General features: G+C 63.0%; 15 protein-coding genes. 7 read left to right on the plus strand and 8 right to left on the minus strand.

Features of this window, described 5'->3' with window-relative positions:
• Positions 1 to 2 precede the first annotated feature (2 nt).
• On the plus strand, positions 3 to 488 hold the full coding sequence (locus YH3_RS13245) for a hypothetical protein (protein ID WP_007730263.1): 486 nt from the start codon (positions 3 to 5) through the stop codon (positions 486 to 488).
• Positions 489 to 520: 32 nt separating this feature from the next.
• Here the strand turns inward: YH3_RS13245 and YH3_RS13250 are convergent, their stop codons facing one another.
• Positions 521 to 1,498 carry an ABC transporter substrate-binding protein gene (locus YH3_RS13250; RefSeq protein WP_003942949.1) on the minus strand — a complete coding sequence of 326 codons (978 nt, stop codon included), beginning with the start codon at positions 1,496 to 1,498 and terminating at the stop codon, positions 521 to 523.
• 244 nt (positions 1,499 to 1,742) lie between these two features.
• Between YH3_RS13250 and YH3_RS13255 the strand changes: the two genes are divergently transcribed.
• The 3 genes from YH3_RS13255 to YH3_RS13265 are packed head-to-tail and all read left to right on the plus strand — an operon-like array spanning position 1,743 to position 5,641.
• The gene (locus tag YH3_RS13255; RefSeq protein WP_003942885.1) at positions 1,743 to 3,296 is read left to right on the plus strand and encodes an MBL fold metallo-hydrolase; all 1,554 of its coding nucleotides are present in this window, start codon (positions 1,743 to 1,745) and stop codon (positions 3,294 to 3,296) included.
• Between the two features lie 14 nt (positions 3,297 to 3,310).
• The gene (locus YH3_RS13260) at positions 3,311 to 3,976 is read left to right on the plus strand and encodes a YoaK family protein (protein WP_054781194.1); all 666 of its coding nucleotides are present in this window, start codon (positions 3,311 to 3,313) and stop codon (positions 3,974 to 3,976) included.
• Positions 3,977 to 4,015: 39 nt separating this feature from the next.
• Positions 4,016 to 5,641: a sodium:proton antiporter gene (locus YH3_RS13265; RefSeq protein WP_064113578.1), complete on the plus strand. Its 1,626-nt coding sequence runs from the start codon at positions 4,016 to 4,018 to the stop codon at positions 5,639 to 5,641.
• Here YH3_RS13265 and YH3_RS13270 read toward each other — a convergent pair whose 3' ends face one another.
• Positions 5,642 to 6,079, minus strand: a complete 438-nt coding sequence (locus YH3_RS13270; protein ID WP_064443560.1) for a DUF2867 domain-containing protein — start codon at positions 6,077 to 6,079, stop codon at positions 5,642 to 5,644. It lies immediately after the preceding gene.
• Positions 6,080 to 6,132: 53 nt separating this feature from the next.
• Here YH3_RS13270 and YH3_RS13275 point away from each other — a divergent pair, with 53 nt between their 5' ends.
• Both YH3_RS13275 and YH3_RS37145 read left to right on the plus strand, forming a co-directional pair.
• The gene (locus YH3_RS13275; protein WP_064443561.1) at positions 6,133 to 6,705 is read left to right on the plus strand and encodes a TetR/AcrR family transcriptional regulator; all 573 of its coding nucleotides are present in this window, start codon (positions 6,133 to 6,135) and stop codon (positions 6,703 to 6,705) included.
• Between the two features lie 179 nt (positions 6,706 to 6,884).
• On the plus strand, positions 6,885 to 7,013 hold the full coding sequence (locus tag YH3_RS37145; RefSeq protein ID WP_274522688.1) for a hypothetical protein: 129 nt from the start codon (positions 6,885 to 6,887) through the stop codon (positions 7,011 to 7,013).
• Between the two features lie 61 nt (positions 7,014 to 7,074).
• Here the strand turns inward: YH3_RS37145 and YH3_RS13280 are convergent, their stop codons facing one another.
• Positions 7,075 to 7,959 (minus strand): SDR family oxidoreductase, encoded by an 885-nt coding sequence (locus YH3_RS13280; RefSeq protein ID WP_064443562.1) that lies wholly within the window; start codon positions 7,957 to 7,959, stop codon positions 7,075 to 7,077.
• 56 nt (positions 7,960 to 8,015) lie between these two features.
• On the opposite strand from YH3_RS13280, the gene YH3_RS13285 reads away from it, so the two are divergent.
• Complete coding sequence (locus tag YH3_RS13285) at positions 8,016 to 8,342, plus strand: helix-turn-helix domain-containing protein (protein WP_019745900.1); 327 nt, start codon at positions 8,016 to 8,018, stop codon at positions 8,340 to 8,342.
• Positions 8,343 to 8,350: 8 nt separating this feature from the next.
• Here the strand turns inward: YH3_RS13285 and YH3_RS13290 are convergent, their stop codons facing one another.
• The 5 genes from YH3_RS13290 to YH3_RS13310 form a co-directional block, all read right to left on the minus strand.
• On the minus strand, positions 8,351 to 9,412 hold the full coding sequence (locus YH3_RS13290) for an alpha/beta hydrolase (RefSeq protein WP_082920588.1): 1,062 nt from the start codon (positions 9,410 to 9,412) through the stop codon (positions 8,351 to 8,353).
• A gap of 83 nt (positions 9,413 to 9,495) precedes the next feature.
• On the minus strand, positions 9,496 to 10,965 hold the full coding sequence (locus YH3_RS13295; protein ID WP_047272457.1) for a cellulase family glycosylhydrolase: 1,470 nt from the start codon (positions 10,963 to 10,965) through the stop codon (positions 9,496 to 9,498).
• Between the two features lie 80 nt (positions 10,966 to 11,045).
• A complete protein-coding gene (locus tag YH3_RS13300) occupies positions 11,046 to 13,169 on the minus strand; it encodes a phosphocholine-specific phospholipase C (RefSeq protein WP_064443563.1) in 2,124 nt (707 codons plus the stop codon).
• A gap of 104 nt (positions 13,170 to 13,273) precedes the next feature.
• Positions 13,274 to 15,052, minus strand: coding sequence for an Ig-like domain-containing protein (locus YH3_RS13305; protein ID WP_054188279.1), 1,779 nt, complete (start codon positions 15,050 to 15,052; stop codon positions 13,274 to 13,276).
• Positions 15,049 to 16,191 (minus strand): Ig-like domain-containing protein, encoded by a 1,143-nt coding sequence (locus YH3_RS13310; protein WP_042451633.1) that lies wholly within the window; start codon positions 16,189 to 16,191, stop codon positions 15,049 to 15,051. Before YH3_RS13310 ends, YH3_RS13305 begins: the two co-directional genes overlap by 4 nt.
• Positions 16,192 to 16,440 lie beyond the last annotated feature (249 nt).

Consider the following 16,440-nt stretch of genomic DNA (forward strand, 5'->3'; position numbering starts at 1 on the left):
CGATGGGTTTCTCGCTGCACTTCATGCGGGTGACGAAGGACGTGCAACTCGATGTTGATCGGGCGGCGGTCGCCGCTTTCCTCGATCAGCACGGGCTGCGCGTGGTCGAGAGCCCGTACGGAGGCGAGATCGTCGACCGTGACGACAGGGCATTGACGATCGACGGGGCCTTCTCCGACCTTCATCTCGACTCGCTCGAGCAGAGCGATCCACTCAGTGGTGGAATCTTCCACGCGACGCTGTCGCCTGCCGAGTGCGCGTTCGTCTACGACCTCTGCTCGGCGGCTGGGTTCCTGATCGTCAACCCTCAGGGTGACCCGACGTTTCTCGTTCCCCAGCGCAATCACGAGCCCGACGACGTTTCCGAGTTGGAGGACGTCGTCTGGGTCGACAGCGCCGAGGAACTGGCGCGGGCGCTCACCGGTGGTTTCCAAGCGTTCCGCGAGTTTCGGGACCGCGTGACAGGACGAGCCGCCGGTGCCGAATGATCGGGGCCCGTCGGGTTGACGAAGGTCGGGTTCTACCGCTTGACCCCGGCCGCCAAGTCGTCGACGAGAACCTTGGCGGTCAAGGCGTATCCCGCGGCCTTGTAGTAGTCGAAGGGAATCACTCGACCAGCCTGCGCGGCGGGCAGACGCTGCCACGTCGGCGAGGTGTACACGCTGCCGGAGGCGCTGCGATCCAAGGCGAAGATGACGTCGGCTTCTTCGAGACGGTTGAACTGCTCCGATCCGAGCATCACGCGAAGGTCGGGGCCTTCACGGAGCACCTCGAATCCCAGGTCCTCGGCGACGGCGGTGCGGAAATCGTTCTGGAACCACGCGATCTGATCCTCCGCGGCGGCGACGAAGGCAACCTTCTTGCCGGCCATCAGCGGTTCGACGGTCGGGCGGACCTGAGCTACATGGGCGTCGTACTCGGCGAGTACTTCTTCGGCGCGATCGCTGCGCCCGATGCCGGTGAGGAAGTCCGACATGACCTTCCGCCACTCCGGGGTGAAGTCCTTGCCGACGGGCAGGACCGGTGCGATCTGCTGCATCCGGTCGTTGCCGTACGACCCGGTGTCCCACCAGCCGGCGCTGAGGACGAGAAGGTCTGCGCCGAGAGTCGAGATGTATTCGAAGTTGGGATCGGAAGCACCTTCGGCGAAGATCTCGACACCCGTGGCATCCGGGACCTCACGGCGTAGGTGCTCGGCTGCGCCGGTCGGGTAGGCGGTCACCGGGTATCCGGCGAGGATCGACAATTCGAGGCCGTCCCGCGGGTCGAGGGCAACGACGTTCTGCGGGTCCGTCGGAATGATCAGCTTCTCGTCGCCGCGCGTGAACTCGAAGGTCTCCGCGTTCTCGGGCGTCGAACTTTCCGTGCTGCCGCAGGCGGCGAGAAACGCGGCCGCAGCGACGCCCGCGCCGACGCCGAAGAAACCGCGTCGCGTCAGGTTGTCCACGATCGCCCAGTAGTCGCGATCGGTCGTGGAGGGAGAAAGGAGTCGAGTCATGCTTGTTAGGTTAGCCTTAGGGGCTGTCTTCGGGAATGCTGAAACAGCTCCCGCGAACGCCAAGAAATACGGCGAACACGCCAGCACAGAGAGTGTTGTCCGCGTCACCGGCAGGTCTGATTCACAACCCACTTTCGACCTCTGACGTGCATGACGTCACAACCGGCCGCCTCCTCGATCGCGATTTGGCCCTGATCGCGCCGACTATGCTGAGTTGACCAGCAGTACGATTTCGGAGGTTGCAATGCAGATCACCAGCGTCGGCCACGCAGGATTTCACATCCAGACCGAGGCCGGATCCATCCTGTGTGATCCATGGGTGACCCCGACGTATTTTGCGTCCTGGGTGCCGTTCCCCGACAACACAGAGTTGGACTGGGACGCGCTGGGCAACTGCGACTACCTCTACGTCTCGCACCTGCACAAGGACCACTTCGATCCGAAGAATCTGATCGCGCACGTCAACAAGGACGCCACAGTCCTGCTCCCCGATTACCCGGTGCCGGACCTCAAGCGTGAACTCGAGAAGCTCGGCTTCCACAAGTTCTTCGAGACGGAAGACTCCGTCAAGCACACCGTCAGCGGTCCCAAGGGCGATCTCGACATCATGATCATCGCTCTGCGCGCTCCCGCGGACGGTCCGATCGGTGACTCGGGCCTCGTCGTCTCGGACGGGGAAACCACCTGTTTCAACATGAACGACGCCAGGCCCGTCGATCTGGACCCGCTGACCGACGCCTTCGGGAAGGTCGACATCCATCTGCTGCAGTACTCGGGCGCGATCTGGTACCCGATGGTCTACGACATCCCGAAGGGCACCAAGCGCAACTTCGGCAAGCAGAAGCGTCAGCGCGGCATGGACCGTTGCCGCAACTACATCTCCCAGGTCGACGCTGCCTGGGTTGTTCCGTCGGCCGGCCCGCCGGTCTTCCTCGACGACGACCTGCGTTACCTCAACGACGATCACGGCGACGAGGGAAACATCTTCCCCGACCAGATCACGTTCCTCGAGCAGATGCGCATCAACGGCAACGATCGTGGTCTGCTGATGATCCCCGGCTCGGCCGTCGAACTTCGCGGAAGCGAGAAGGTCGCGCTGACGCATCCCATCCCGGACGCAGACGTCGACAAGATCTTCTCCAACAAGGCCGAGTACATCGAGAAGATGGCGCAGAAGATGGCACCGGTCATCGCCGCGCAGAAGGCCACGTGGGCTCCGGCCGAAGGCGAGCCGCTGCTCGACGGTCTCAAGGCCAAGTTCGAGCCGATCATGGCTCAGTCCGATCTGATCTGCGACGGAATCGGCTACCCCGTCGGACTCGTGATGGGAGAGGAGACGGTCGTCCTCGACTTCCCGAAGCGGATCGTTCGTGAGCCCATCGACGGAGAAGGTAAGTACCGCTACGGCTTCCGCATCGCTCCCGAACTGGTTCGCACCGTTCTGCGCGACGACGAGCCCGACTGGGTCAACACCATCTTCCTGTCGACACGCTTCACGGCGTGGCGCATCGGTGGGTACAACGAATTCCTCTACACGTTCTTCAAGTGCCTCACCGACGAGCGCATCGCGTACGCCGACGGCTGGTTCGCCGAGGCCCACGACGACAGCGCGTCTATCGAGTTGGGCGGGTACGAGATTCAGCGTCGTTGCCCCCACCTCAAGGCTGACCTGTCGAAGTTCGGTGTCGTCGACGGCACCAACCTCACCTGCGATCTGCACGGCTGGCAGTGGGATCTCGAGACCGGCCGCTGCAAGACGTCCAAGGGCCACGAGCTGCGCACCAGCAAGCTGAGCTGAACCGAGCTCGTCGGGTGACGGGATACAGCAGGTCGCTGATCGGCCTGGCGACAGCGCTCGCCGGGTTGGCCGGTTACGTCGACGCGCTCGGATTCATCACGCTCGGTGGGCCTTTCGTTTCGTTCATGAGCGGCAACATGACGCAGGCGAGCGTCGCATTTGCCGACGGGGTGTGGTCGACCGCGCGGGTGGCCGGCGGCATCATCGTGCTCTTCCTTCTGGGAATCGCGCTGGGAACCGTCGTCACCCACTTCACGGAGCGCTATTCGGTCCGGGCCCGCAAGGTGACGGTGCTCGCGGTTGTAGCCGGGCTGCTGGCCATCGGTTCGGTGATGAGCAGCCTCGACGTCACCCCCGGCGCGATCTCGGCGATGGCTTTGGCGATGGGAGCCGTCAACTCGGTGTTCCAGCGCGACGGCGAGGTGACGATCGGTGTCACGTACATGACCGGTGCGCTGGTCAAGATGGGCCAGCGTCTGACCGGAGCCTTTCTGGGTGGCCCGAAGTGGGCGTGGCTGCAGCACTTCGGGATGTGCGCGGGGTTGATCGCGGGCGCGGTGGTCGGTGCGCTCGTTCATCGGTGGATCGGTCTTCACGCTCTGTGGCCCGCATCGGCGTTCACGGTTGTTCTGATCGCCGTCGCGTGGCGGGTCTCGCCCCCGTCTCCGGCAAAGGTGTAGAAAGAGCCAGACACAAATCCGGGGGTACAGGGGGAAGCAGTGGACGCTCTGATCATCGTGGTGCTCGGTCTGCTCGGAATCGTCGCGGCCTCGACGCTCGGAGCGCGGATCGGAGTCGCAGCACCGTTGATTCTGGTGATGGCCGGGATCGTTGTCAGCCTCTTACCATTTGTCCCAGCAGTGGACATCGACCCGGAATGGATTCTGGCAGGCGTGCTTCCGCCACTGCTGTACTCCGCCTCGGTCTCGATGCCGTCGATGGAGTTTCGGCGTGAGTTCGGTGCCATCGGTGGGCTTTCCGTTCTGCTCGTGGTCGTGAGTGCGCTTGTTCTCGGTGTGTTCTTCTCCTGGGTGATACCAGGACTCGGTATCTGGTGGGGCATTGCACTCGGTGCGATCGTGAGCCCGACGGATGCCGTCGCGACGTCCATCGTCAAGAAACTCCCGGTCTCGCCGCGGGTGGTGTCGATCCTCGAAGGCGAAAGCCTGCTCAACGACGCCACCGCTCTGGTTCTGTTGCGTACTGCCATCGCCGGGGCCGCCGCATCGGTGTCGCTGTGGAGTGTGTTGGGCAAGTTCGCTTTTGCCGTCGTCGTGGCCGCGGTCATCGGAGTTGTCGTCGGCAAGGTCAACCTGATGGTTCGCGCCCGTGTCACCGATTCGACGGTCAACACGGTCATCTCGTTCACGGTGCCGTTTCTGGCGGCGATCCCCGCCGAAGAGTTGGGTGCGTCAGGATTGGTTGCTGCAGTCGTGGCCGGGCTCGTCACCGGCTACGACGCTCCTCGGAAGCTGTCACCGCGACACCGGTTGTCCGACTCCCAGAACTGGCGCACAGTCGAATTGGTCCTCGAAGGTGCGATCTTCCTGGTGATGGGCCTCGAACTCTCGTCGATAGTCGACGATGTCCGGGTCGACCACGAGGGCATATCCACGGCGGTCTTCGTGGCGGCGGGTGCACTGTTCCTCACGATCTTGGTGCGGGCTCTGTACGTGGCCCCGCTCCTGCGAGCGCTCCAAGCGCGGGCGAATTTTCGTGAACGCATGAAACCCAGACTCTCCGACATCGCGAATCGCCTCGACAATCCCGAGGATTACCCGCCAGACGAACGACGCAGCAGGCGCCGGGCACCTTCGGCGAATCAGATGGAAAGGTTCAAGGTTCGGGTTCGGCGGACGGTTGCCGATATCGACTACTACCTTGCTGCGCCGTTGGGATGGCGTGAAGGCACGATCGTCATCTGGGCCGGCATGCGCGGGGCGGTCACTCTGGCTGCAGCGCAGACTCTGCCGGAAGACACCCCGAGTCGATCGCTCCTGATCTTGGTTGCGTTCCTGGTGGCAGCAGGCTCGTTGATCCTTCAGGGAGGAACGTTGAGGCGCGTCGTAGTGGCGACCGGTCCGGCAGCGCAGGACCTCACCGAATCCGAACTAGACGAGCATCGCAGGTTGCTCGACCTCCTCGAAGATGCTGCTGCGAGTGTCGTTCCGCCAGAGGGTCGGTCGAAGAAGAGGATCCGCCTCGACGTGATCGACGCGCAGCGTCAGGCACTGCTCGACGCACGTGACGATGGCGTGTTCGACGCACGGATGCTCGGATCGGCACTTGCCGCGCTGGATGCCGATCAGATCAGCCTCGAACTCAAGGGCGGTCCGGACGGTTGATCACGTGCACAGTCTCTTTCGAGCGGACGTCATCATTGCCCGCGTGATCACGCCGTGCAGTACCTGAACGGGTGCGAAGTAGATTCGGCCCGCGCGGTTCTTCAGCTCCACGGCGGTGACGACGTGCAGGAGGCCGGCGTCGTTGTCGGCCTGAACCGAGGCGACGAATCGTAGGTGTTTCTCGTCCGCTTCGATGAGGGCCTCGCCGTCGGCGATCTTGTCGACGGCAAAGGTGTCGGGGCGTCCCTTGGCGATGCCGAGCAGTCCGACTATCCGCTCCCTGAGCCAGAACATCGCGAGGACGGGTGCGGGGACATTCCTGACGTCGAAGACTGCCTGCGTCCACTCCTCGGATGTATGGGTCGGAACAGACGGGATGGTGATCGTGGTGGCTTCTGCCCAGTCCGGTGCAGGCATTGCCTTGAAAGCGAGTGTCATTTCGTCCTCCGTACGGTGCCGTATGGAACTTACCCATACGGTACCGTACGGAGGTGACGAATGCCCGCGCCCGACTCTCTCGCGACCAGTGGATCGATGCAGCTTTCCAGGCTCTGACAAGCCATGGGCCTGATGGAGTTGCAGTGGAAAAGGTGGCGCGCACGCTCGGATCGACCAAGGGTTCCTTTTATTGGCACTTCGCCAACCGCGACGAATTGCTGCAAGCTGCGCTCGGCCGGTGGGAAGTTTTGGCAACCGAGAGACTGATCTCCTCCGTCGAGTCCTCTGGTGAACCGGCGGAGGTGAGGTTGCGTCGTCTGGTGGATTCGGTCACGACCGGATTGGCCGGTCGCCGTGCGGAGTTGGAACTGCTTGCCGGGATCGGCCATCCTTTGGTTTCGGCGGCGGTTCGACGTGTCACCGAGCGTCGAGTTACGTACATCGTGACGTTGTTGGTCGATCTGGGGATGGGCAGGCAGAAAGCGGAACATCGTGGCGTACTTGCCTATTCGATGTACCTGGGGCAGATGCAATTGGTACACAGTGCGCCCGATGTGGTTCCTGGCAGCGGTGCGGACGCTCAGGCGCTCGCCGACGAGTTCGTGAACATGGTTCTGGCCAGGTAAGTCCGCCGTCGAACGCAGCGTGATCTGCGCATCACCCTGCGCTTTCAGGTGAGGGACCACACATTGCGCGTAACCCATAGTTACAGATACTTTGAGGTCAGCTGAAGTGGGGTGCCGGATATGTCGACATTTCCCGGAGGCGCAAAACCGTTTCACGACAGGAAGAAAGGTGACTCACCATGAGCGTTGTGCTTATTTCGTTGCTGGTCGCCGCTGGACTCACCGTGCTGGCCACCAGTGACGGTGCCGGTCTGGACTTCGGGAGTCGGCAGCTGAACCGCCAGTTGAAGACCCGCATGCACCGGTAACCCCGGAAATCGGCCGGCTCCACGCGATACTTCGCGGAGCCGGCCGATTGCGTTGCTCCGGTCAGTTCACTCCGAGATCTACCAGCCAGGCCCGGGTGCTGCGGGCGACGATGCCCAAGGCAACGGCAGAACCCGTCGCGGAGTCGAACGCGACGCTGTCGGCAGATTCGAGTCCCGTGTAGAGCTGGGAAACCCCGGCTGCTGCGCCCCCTCCGATGATCGGCGCAATCGACGCACCGAAGGCATCGGGCGTCACGGCTTCGAAAGTTACCGCGCGCGAGAAGTGTTCGGCGAATGCCTCGGCGAGTTCGATGCCGGTGATCGCCGGAATCTGTCCGATGTCGACCGCGTCCGGTGCTACGTCGAGAGTCAGGGCCGCAACGGCTGCATCAGCGACGTCGAGATGTGAACTCCATGCGACCGCGAGATCGGCACGCAGTGGGTAACGCAGGACCCCTTCGTCTTTCACCCCCGACAGCACGGTGGGCAGAAGAAGATTCTCGAGGAACAAACGCGGGGTCAGGACGGTCACCGCGATACCTTCGGCGTGGAGTCCGTCGACGAGCTCGGAGAGAACGGGTGTGTTGGGACCGGCAAGCGGCGAAGTAGCGTCGCGGGTCACCGTGCCGCTGGTAGAGATCACGAACCGCGAAGGACGTGTCACTCTTGCTGCTGCCAGAACATTGTGGGCGTAACCAGCTAGCGTCTCGGTGTCACCGGCGAGTGGCAGGTGGAAGAACACCCCGTCTACCCCGCGATAAGCATCGGCGAGAGAGTCGGCTGACGCATTGTCCGCGACGACGGTGTTCGCACCCTCGAACGTCTGGTCAGGGTTGCGGGTGATTGCTCGGACTTCGGCACCTGTAGATCCGGCGAGAGCCGCGACCAATCCCGCGAGAACGGGAGAACCCTGTGCGCCGGTGGCGCCATGCACTGTGTAAGTCATGACGCCTATAGTTCAGATTGGGAACCAGTTACTTCAAGTGAACTAATGGGGAATCGATGAGTGAATCAGGTCACGTGCTTCCGGAGTGCGGCGTCGCGCGCTTTCTGCTGGTTCTGGACGGACCGTGGGCAACGCTGATCGTTCGTGAGCTCACGCACGGCCCGATGCGCTTCACGGAACTACGACGCGCATTGCCCGGCATCAGTCCCAGGACACTTTCCGCCAGGCTCAAGCGATTCGAGGAGTTCGATCTGGTGACCCGGACTGCCTACGCCGAGGTGCCGCCGCGAGTGGAGTACGAACTCACCGCGACGGGGATGGAACTGCGCTCCGTGCTCGAAGCGATGGTCGAGTGGGCGGATCTGGCACTCCCCGTTTCGTGACCCTGCCCTCAGTGCGGGCCCGAAAGTCCAACCCGCAGAGCGCCGCAGGCCTCGAACATCGCATCTTGACCGGTATGGCCGACACCGGTGGTGTTGACGAAGGCATGGATCAATCCACTGTGACGCCTGAGTGCAACCGGGACTCCGGCCTCTCGCAGCCGGTTCGCGTATTCCTCACCCTCGTCGCGTAGTGGGTCGAAACCGGCGACGGCAACGTACGCGGACGGTAGGCCGGCCAGGTCCGGAGTGAGCAGCGGTGAGACTCGCGGGTCGAGAGCCGAAGCGCCGCCCGACAGGTAATGGGCTGCATACCAGTCGAGTTGGGCGTCGGTGAGAAAGAAGTCGGTGCCGAACATCTTGTGCGAAGGGCGCTTCGACGAAAGGTCCACCCAGGGGAAGAAGAGCAGTTGGAATACTGGTTTGACGTCGTCTTCGGTCGTGGACTGCGCGACGACGGCAGCCAAGTTCCCACCCGCGCTGTCTCCGCCTACCGCAATGGATTTCGGATCTGCACCCAGCTCTGTGGCATGCTCGACGCAGTACCGGAATGCGGCGACGGCGTCATCGACCCCGGCGGGGAACGGGAACCCCGGTGCTAACCGGTAGTCCACCGACAACACACTGACCTCGCCGTGGCGGGCCAGGAAGCGGCACACACTGTCGCCGCTCTCGAGGCTGCCGAGGACGAACCCGCCGCCGTGGAAGTACACCAAAAGTGGAGCGGGCGTTGAGACTCCGGCCGGGCGATACAGCCGAGCCGGAATCGCGTGATCCCCGGCCGGGATCTCGAGGTCACGTACCGTCTCGATGTCGATGGGCGTACCGCCGAACAGTCGCGATTCGGCGTCGATCTGAGCCCGTCCCTCTTCGACCGGAAGATGCTCGAAGCTCGTACCTTCGACCGCTGAGAGCAATCTCAGCGCAAGCTGGATCTCGGGGTGCAGAGTCTGCCCGTCGATCTCCTTCGGCTTGCCACCGAGAATGCGCTGCGCGCCGGTCGGTAAGGCGCCGACGACATCGAGCACCACCCGCGCAACACGATCTTGGACAGACATCTTCTCCGTGGACATACTCGCCTTCCGTCGGCTGATCACCCGTCGCTTGTACGTTACGAAAGAACTGGACAAATATCCAGGAATCTCGACGCTCGCGATCAGCTTGCCGGCGTCACCGTGACTGTGACGGGGCCCGCGTCGTCCGCGGTTTCCACTGTGAGAAGACGGCTTTGGGGGTTCCAGTTCACGATGTCGGCGCCCGCGACGTCGACGCCGCCGGGAAAGCCGCTTTCGGGTAGGTAGATCTCGGTCGGTGCTGTTACCGCGGGGTTCGGGGTGAACGTCAACTGAAGGCGGTCAACGGTCGAGGACCATTCGGTGGGTGTGCCCGCGACGGCACGCGGATACGGCTTGTTCAGGGTGTCGACGAGGAGTGTCTGCGATCCGTCCGGCAGGTACGGGCCCCAAGGACCTGGATCACTGGACCAGTAGGAGACACCCGCGCCGAGTTCTCGGGCGGTCGTGTAGACGCGGTCGATGTAGTCGGTTGCGCCGGGCAGTGTTGTGTCGAGCCCGAATTCGCCGAGAATGATCGGAACGCCGCCGAGTACGTTGCCTGCGATGTGTTCGACGCTGTCGCGCCAGGTGTCGATGGTCGCGTCGGTGAGTGTGCGTGAGAGACCGGAGTATCCGTCACCGAGGTCGAGGGGCAGTGGGTACAGGTGTGGGCAGTAGGCGATTCGCTGTTCGCCGGCTCGTGGGTCGTTGATCTTCGTGAGTCCGCTGGGGACACCTTGGTTGACGCCGACGGCCTGCGGGGCCACACACACCCAGCTGTCCTGATCAACTTCCCTGATGGCGTTGGTGGTTCGCTGATACAGGGCAGCGAGGGGCCCACCTTCGAAGGCGGGGCCTTGGAGGGAACCGCCCCACGGCTCGTTCATCAGGTCGTATGCCACGACGGTGTCATTGCCTGCAAAACGTTCGGCCACCGCCTGCCAGGCGTTCGCGTAGTGCTCGACCAGTTCGGGATGTTGGCCGGTGGTGTTCCAGAAGTTGTCGAATGCACGCATCACACCGGGTTGGACGTAGTACAGCTCCCAGCGGTCTTGAGGGGTGACCGGAAGGCCGTCCATGTAGGTCGCCCAGGCCGGCGCGCCGTTGCCGATGTTGCCGGCGCCGTTGCCGCTGTTGCCCTCTGGTGTGATCGCGCCGGAGTAGACGTCCTGATGCATGTCGAGCATGACCTTGTACCCGCGTTCGGCGTACCAGCTGACCCGGTCCTCGACGCGGTCCAGATATTTCTGGTCGTACTGTCCCGGCTCTGGCTCCACCGAACGCCAGGAGATCAGGAAACGCACGAAATTTGTTCCCATGTCGGCATGTTCGCGATCGAGATCGGCTTCGGTGAACTTCGGCATGCCGTCGGGTGCGCTTTTTGCGCTCGACGCCGTGTTGAACCCTCGCAGGATCAAGGAGCGCCCGGCGTCGTCGGTCAGGTACGACGGTGGCACCGACGTGCCATCGGCGCTCCCCGACGTGGGCAGGCTGCCCTGAGCCGCGGCAATTCCGCCGCCCAGTATCAGTGAGCCCGCGACTATCAGTGCTGAGAGCGGGATACGACGCACGGAAACTCCTTCTGGGTGTGTGGATGGATTGACTTGTCCGAATGGGGATTCGGCCCTGGGCTTGAACGCTCGGTGTCGATTCACGTCGGTTGGCTTACGCTGGTCCGCCCGTTTTCGATGTGTCCGACGAGCACGCGCTTGAATTCAGGATCTTCGTCGACCGTCACGGCGGCCTGATACCAGCCGTCCACCGAACGCACCGTCCACTGAGAGTGTGCACCGGCAGCGAGTTTGCGTCGGTTTCCGTCCACATTGACCGTCAGTGCACGACTTCCGGAATTGGTCGCCGTCAGTACAAGCGTGCGCGTCCCTGCGTCGACAGTTGTCGAGACGTCGAGCGAAGCTGCCGCACTGTCTGTAGCTCCGCTGAACTCGCGCCTGAAACCGTTGGGACCCAACAGGGTCAGGCTGTAGACGCGATCCCTGAGCGCAACGGTGTCGTCGACCTCGCCGACGACGTCGTAATGCCGTGGCTCGTCGAACTCACCTGCGTACGGGTACATGGCCAGGTGCGTTGATGCGGCGCCGGTATTGACCAGATGGACCGCCAACGAGCCGGTTTCCGGGTTCACCGTCGTGTAGGCGTCGGGTTGATAGGGAAGTGCCCGTGCTGGTCTAGTGCCGTTCTCCTGCAGAGGCATTCTCTGTTCGGTGGGCGGGGTCGGTGTCCACCGCGGTTCCAGCGGCGGAGTGGGTTGCGGGCGCGCCAAAGTCGGTCGACTACGCGGGTTGGCGAAGTCGAACGCCGACGTCAGGTCGCCACTCACCGTGCGTCGCCACGGGTCGATTTCCGGTTGCGTGATTCCGAACCGCGTCTCCAGGAACTGCGTGACGGACGTGTGGTCGAACACTTGTGAACAAACGAAACCGCCAACAGTCCACGGCGAGATGATCGTCATAGGCACCCGCGGGCCGAGACCGAGCGGCTGATTACCGACCCATTCGGCTTCGACCGAGCACGGCGGTCGAGGTGGCGGTACATGGTCGAAGTACCCGTCGTTCTCGTCGAAGTTGACGATCACGGCCGTCTTCGCCCACAGATCCGGATCGGACGCGATGGCGTCGAGTACTTGATAGAGCAGTGTTGCGCTCGCTGCCGGTGACGAACCCGATGGGTGCTCCGAATCCACCTCGGACGGAACGAGATAGCTGACTTGCTGCAGTCGACCGGACTCGACGTCTTTCCTGAACTCGGCAGCCAGTGTGCCGGGCCGGGATCGGTACAGCGCGCGATCGTAGAGTTGGCGATCAGCAGGCGACAGTTGGTCTGCGGCATTCGCGAGGGCCAGTACCGCTGCGTCCTGGACCGGCGCCGGCATCGACGGCAGGGCGAGATAGAACCCGGCCAAGGTCTGGATTTCGTAGGGGAGCAGGCTTGGCCGACCAAGCAGCCCTGCCGCCACTTTCTTGAAGGCAGTGAAGTATTCGAGGTTGTTGTCTCCGAAGTTGTCCCACTCCTGGTAGGTCTTCCAGGAAATGCCGGCGGACTGCAACCGCTCGGGAACCGTCGTCCATCCGTAGCCGGCGTGCCAGGGGTTGTAGGCCGCATTGGTTACAGCTCTTCCCTCGGGGCCGGGCGGATCCGAAGGCAGGACCGACTCGGTCGGATTAGGCGAAAGTGGCTCGTATCCGGTGTATCCAGAGACCCAATAGTTCCGGTTGGGGCTCGTCGATGTCGGTACGGAGCAGTGGTAGGCGTCGCAGATCGTGAACGCGTCCGCCAGTTCGTAATGGAACGGGATGTCTTGCCGGTCGTAGTACGCCATTGTCGTACTGGTTTTTGCCGCGATCCAACCGTCGTGCCAGCCGTCGGCGAGTGCGGCATGTCCGCCCGCCCAGCTGTGGTCGAGTCCGGTCACGTTCTGGGTGTCCATGCGTTGTGCCGCAGCGGAATCGCGGATGGGGAAGGGGAGCACAGGACCGGTAGGACCGGGTTGTTCGAAGACGCTGTTGCCGCTGCGTAGACGCAACGCATTCGGATCACCGAAGCCGCGAACACCCCTCAGCGCGCCGTAGTAGTGGTCGAAAGATCGGTTCTCCTGCATGACGAGGACTACATGCTCGATCGAATCGAGCCCGCCGGAGTTTGCGGGTGTCGCCAGTACACGTTGAAGCGACGGCGGCAGAAGGGAAGTAGCGGCGACTGCAGTTGCACCGACCCCGGCGGCGAGAAACGACCGTCGAGAAAGAGAATTCCTGGACACTTGTGCTCCATCGATAAATCAATCAGTTCTATGACCACGGCCGCAACAGGCTGCTGCCGCTGCTCCGAATCGGTGCAGCGGCAACAGCGTCGAGAAGAATTCGATCAGGAACCGAAGAGACCGCCCAGTGAACCGAGGCTGCCCGAACCGCCGTTCCCGCCGTCGTCAGGCGCAGCAGAAACCTTGACGACGGATTCGTCCGACGCGGACTGTGTGAATCCACTTCGCCCGGCGTATGCCGCCTTGATCCGATGATCGCCCGTCGATGCGAAAGTGTGCGTCAGTCGCGCCACTCCATCGACTCCGACGACAACGGGCTGTCCGATGGGTTGGTCGCCGTCGTAGAACTGAACCGAGCCCCCGCCGGGGTTGGGGGTGACAGTCGCGGACAGTTCTGCCGCGACATTCTGCTTGGTCGTCGCGGGAGCTGCCAGTGAGGTCGAGGTGGTGACATCGGACGGTGCGGGATCAGACACGGTGACCGTTTGAGCGGATGCCATCGACGGCATGAATCCTGTTGCGCCGGAGTAGTAGGCCGAGACGGCATGAGATCCAGCCGAGGTGAAGGCATGTTCCAGAGTGGCTTTGCCGTCAGCGCCCACCGGGATCGGAGCGCCGATATCTGCAGCGCCGTCCTTGAACTGGAGAGTGCCACCGGCGGGTGTCGGCGTGACCTGCGCCCTCAGCGACACCGATATGCCCGTCTTCGCATCGGTAGGAACGTTCACGGCAGTGTCGGTCTGCTTGACGACAGGTGCGGCAGTCACCGTGACCATTGCCTCGGTCGAGTTGGAACTCTGGAATCCGTTGACGCCCTGGAACGTTGCGGAGACCCGCGCGGTTCCGGCGGTGAAGAAGGTATGCGGTAGCCGGGCAGTGCCGTCGGCACCGGGCGTGACCGGTGTACCGACGTCGGCGCCGTCCACCCTGAACTGCACGTTTCCGTTGACCGGAGCCGGATCCACCTTTGCGACAAGCTCGGTCGGTGTGCTGGCTTGGATCGAGCCGGGCATCTGGATCGTGGTGGTTGTCGGTTGGCTGACGTAGATGGTGGTCAGGGCCTGCCCACCGGCGTTAAGGCCGGAGTTCCTGTTGTCCCGCGGGGAGCAGTTGTAGCGCTCCCAGTAGTTGACTGTGAAGACATCCTTTTCGCGCTGGACGAATGTGAGCGCATTTCGGTCGTCGTCGTAGTTGGCGGAACCGGGATCGGAAACCCTCAGCGAAGGCTTGATCTCGGTACCGGCCGCACCAGCTTTGACCGTGACGTCGACTGCGGGGAGTCGGAACTTGGTGTTGGCACCGACGATGATGCCGTCACTCGATCGAACTGCGGAGGACGGACCGTTTCCGGTGGTCCGATTCGATCCGGAGATACGCAGGTGCGTACCGGATGCCGATGGATTACCGCCGTCGTCGATCCGTGTGACTGTCGGAGTGGCACTGTCGGATCCGAGGCCGTACGCACTGTCCGCCACAAGCTGGGAACTCACGAATTCGACGCCGGACGGGATGTCGAAGTCGTACTTGATCCGGGCCCAATGCACGACTCCACGGCTGGCATGGCCGCCGCTGTTTGTCTTCATCTCGTTCGGCTGCACGCGGTAGGTGACGGTCTCACCTGGTGCCGCGGTGGTCGGCGCGGTGATGGTGACTCCCGAGCCGAGTGTCTCGTTGAACGTGATCGGGCTTGCCACACCGTCCATCTCGCGCACATGGCATGCAGTTGTGAAGGCCACGCTCTTGGTCTCGGGGGCAGCAGAGGCGATCCCGCCGCCGACGATGGAGAACAAGCCGCCGGCCAGTACCGAGATGGTTGCAATCGCAGAGCCGCGTAGGAGTTTCGAGTTCGTCGTCGAATCCTGGTTTCTGTTCACAGTTTTCACGACCCGAATCCGGGGGTACCAAGGCTGCCGAGGCTACCGGTGCCAGGCTCGGGCTCGGACGGTTCGACGACGTTGATCGTCACGGCGCCCGACATCGACTCCATGAAACCGGCCGATCCCGTGTAGTACGCCGTGATGTTGTGGTCGCCCGCTGTTGTCATCGTGCGGTTGGCCTTCGCGACGCCGTTGACGACGGCCACCGGAGCGCCGAGGTCGACCCCTCCGTCACGGAACTGCACTGTTCCTCCCGACGGCCACGGAGTGACCGTTGCCGTCAGTTCCACGGAGTCACCGACGACGGCCTTACCGGGTGCGTCGATTCGCGTCTGTGTCTGAGCGAGGCTGGAGTCGACGTTGATCACGGCGAGCGGCCGGCCGCCGGCGTTCAATCCGGCCGAACGATTGTCGCGTGGTGAGCAATTGGTGGTCAGCCAGTATTTGACGCCGCCGAGCAGGGTCTCCTGCTGCAGGAAGGTCAGGTAGTTGGCGGCACTGTCGTAGGAACCCGAGTTAGAGTCGGACACGCGCAGCATGGGCTTGATCTGGGTGCCGACAGCCCCTGACGTGACGGTGACGTCGACTGCCGGGAGCTGGAACGTCTTTCCTCCACCGACCTCGATTCCGCCGCCGCCGTTGTCGTCGGTGTTGGGTCCGTTGCCCGCCGTGATGTTGTTGCCGGAGATACGAAGATGCGTCCCATTCGGATCGGGTGAACCGGCATCGTTCACCCGCGTGATCGTCGGGGCGACCCCACCCAGATTCGAGCTGGTGCCGGCCACGATCTGCGCCCCCACGTAGGAGGTGCCTGCGGGGATGTCGAAATCGAACTTGAGACGCGTCCAGTTCACGACGGACCTGAGGTCGTAACCGTCCTTGGGGACCGTCATCGGCTTGGGCGCGAGGCGGTATGTGAAGGTGGAGTTCGGCGGGACCACGGCCGGCGCACTGATCGTGACGCCGGAATCACGCGTCTCGTTGTGCGTGATCGGTCCGGGGAACTGCCACCCGTGGCACGATGCCGTGAACGGAAGGTCCACATCAGCGGCGGACGAGACTCCGGTTCCGCCGATCACGAGGGCAACGCATCCGGTCAACGACGCGGCCACCCCCACTCCTCGGCGCATCAACGTCGACACCATTCACATTCTCCTTGAGTAGCGCTCGACAAGATCGAGCTCTCGGCTTGAAGCCGGGTCCGGGAACCGGCCTCGAGCTGACAGAGAATCGAATACGTCTCGTCGTTTGCTCACCACCAGCTCAAACCCTGGAGAGGAGTAGAACACAGAGCGAGCCGCAAAATATGCGATTCGGACAAATTGTTGGACAAACGTCCAACCGGTGAAATTTCTCCACTTCAACGACCGCTCTGCACTGCTTTAACGTGGCGT

The sequence above is a fragment of the Rhodococcus sp. YH3-3 genome, assembly GCF_001653035.1.
GTDB classification, from domain to species: Bacteria; Actinomycetota; Actinomycetes; order Mycobacteriales; family Mycobacteriaceae; genus Rhodococcus_F; species Rhodococcus_F qingshengii.

Excerpts from the sequence above, each read along its gene's own strand:
- YH3_RS37145 (WP_274522688.1), top strand. The coding sequence starts at position 6,885 with ATGAGCGTTGTGCTTATTTCGTTGCTGGTCGCCGCTGGACTCACCGTG.
- YH3_RS13250 (WP_003942949.1), bottom strand. The coding sequence starts at position 1,498 with ATGACTCGACTCCTTTCTCCCTCCACGACCGATCGCGACTACTGGGCG.
- YH3_RS13310 (WP_042451633.1), bottom strand. The coding sequence starts at position 16,191 with ATGGTGTCGACGTTGATGCGCCGAGGAGTGGGGGTGGCCGCGTCGTTG.
- YH3_RS13290 (WP_082920588.1), bottom strand. The coding sequence starts at position 9,412 with ATGTCCACGGAGAAGATGTCTGTCCAAGATCGTGTTGCGCGGGTGGTG.
- YH3_RS13270 (WP_064443560.1), bottom strand. The coding sequence starts at position 6,079 with ATGACACTCGCTTTCAAGGCAATGCCTGCACCGGACTGGGCAGAAGCC.
- YH3_RS13280 (WP_064443562.1), bottom strand. The coding sequence starts at position 7,959 with ATGACTTACACAGTGCATGGCGCCACCGGCGCACAGGGTTCTCCCGTT.
- YH3_RS13255 (WP_003942885.1), top strand. The coding sequence starts at position 1,743 with ATGCAGATCACCAGCGTCGGCCACGCAGGATTTCACATCCAGACCGAG.
- YH3_RS13285 (WP_019745900.1), top strand. The coding sequence starts at position 8,016 with ATGAGTGAATCAGGTCACGTGCTTCCGGAGTGCGGCGTCGCGCGCTTT.
- YH3_RS13245 (WP_007730263.1), top strand. The coding sequence starts at position 3 with ATGGGTTTCTCGCTGCACTTCATGCGGGTGACGAAGGACGTGCAACTC.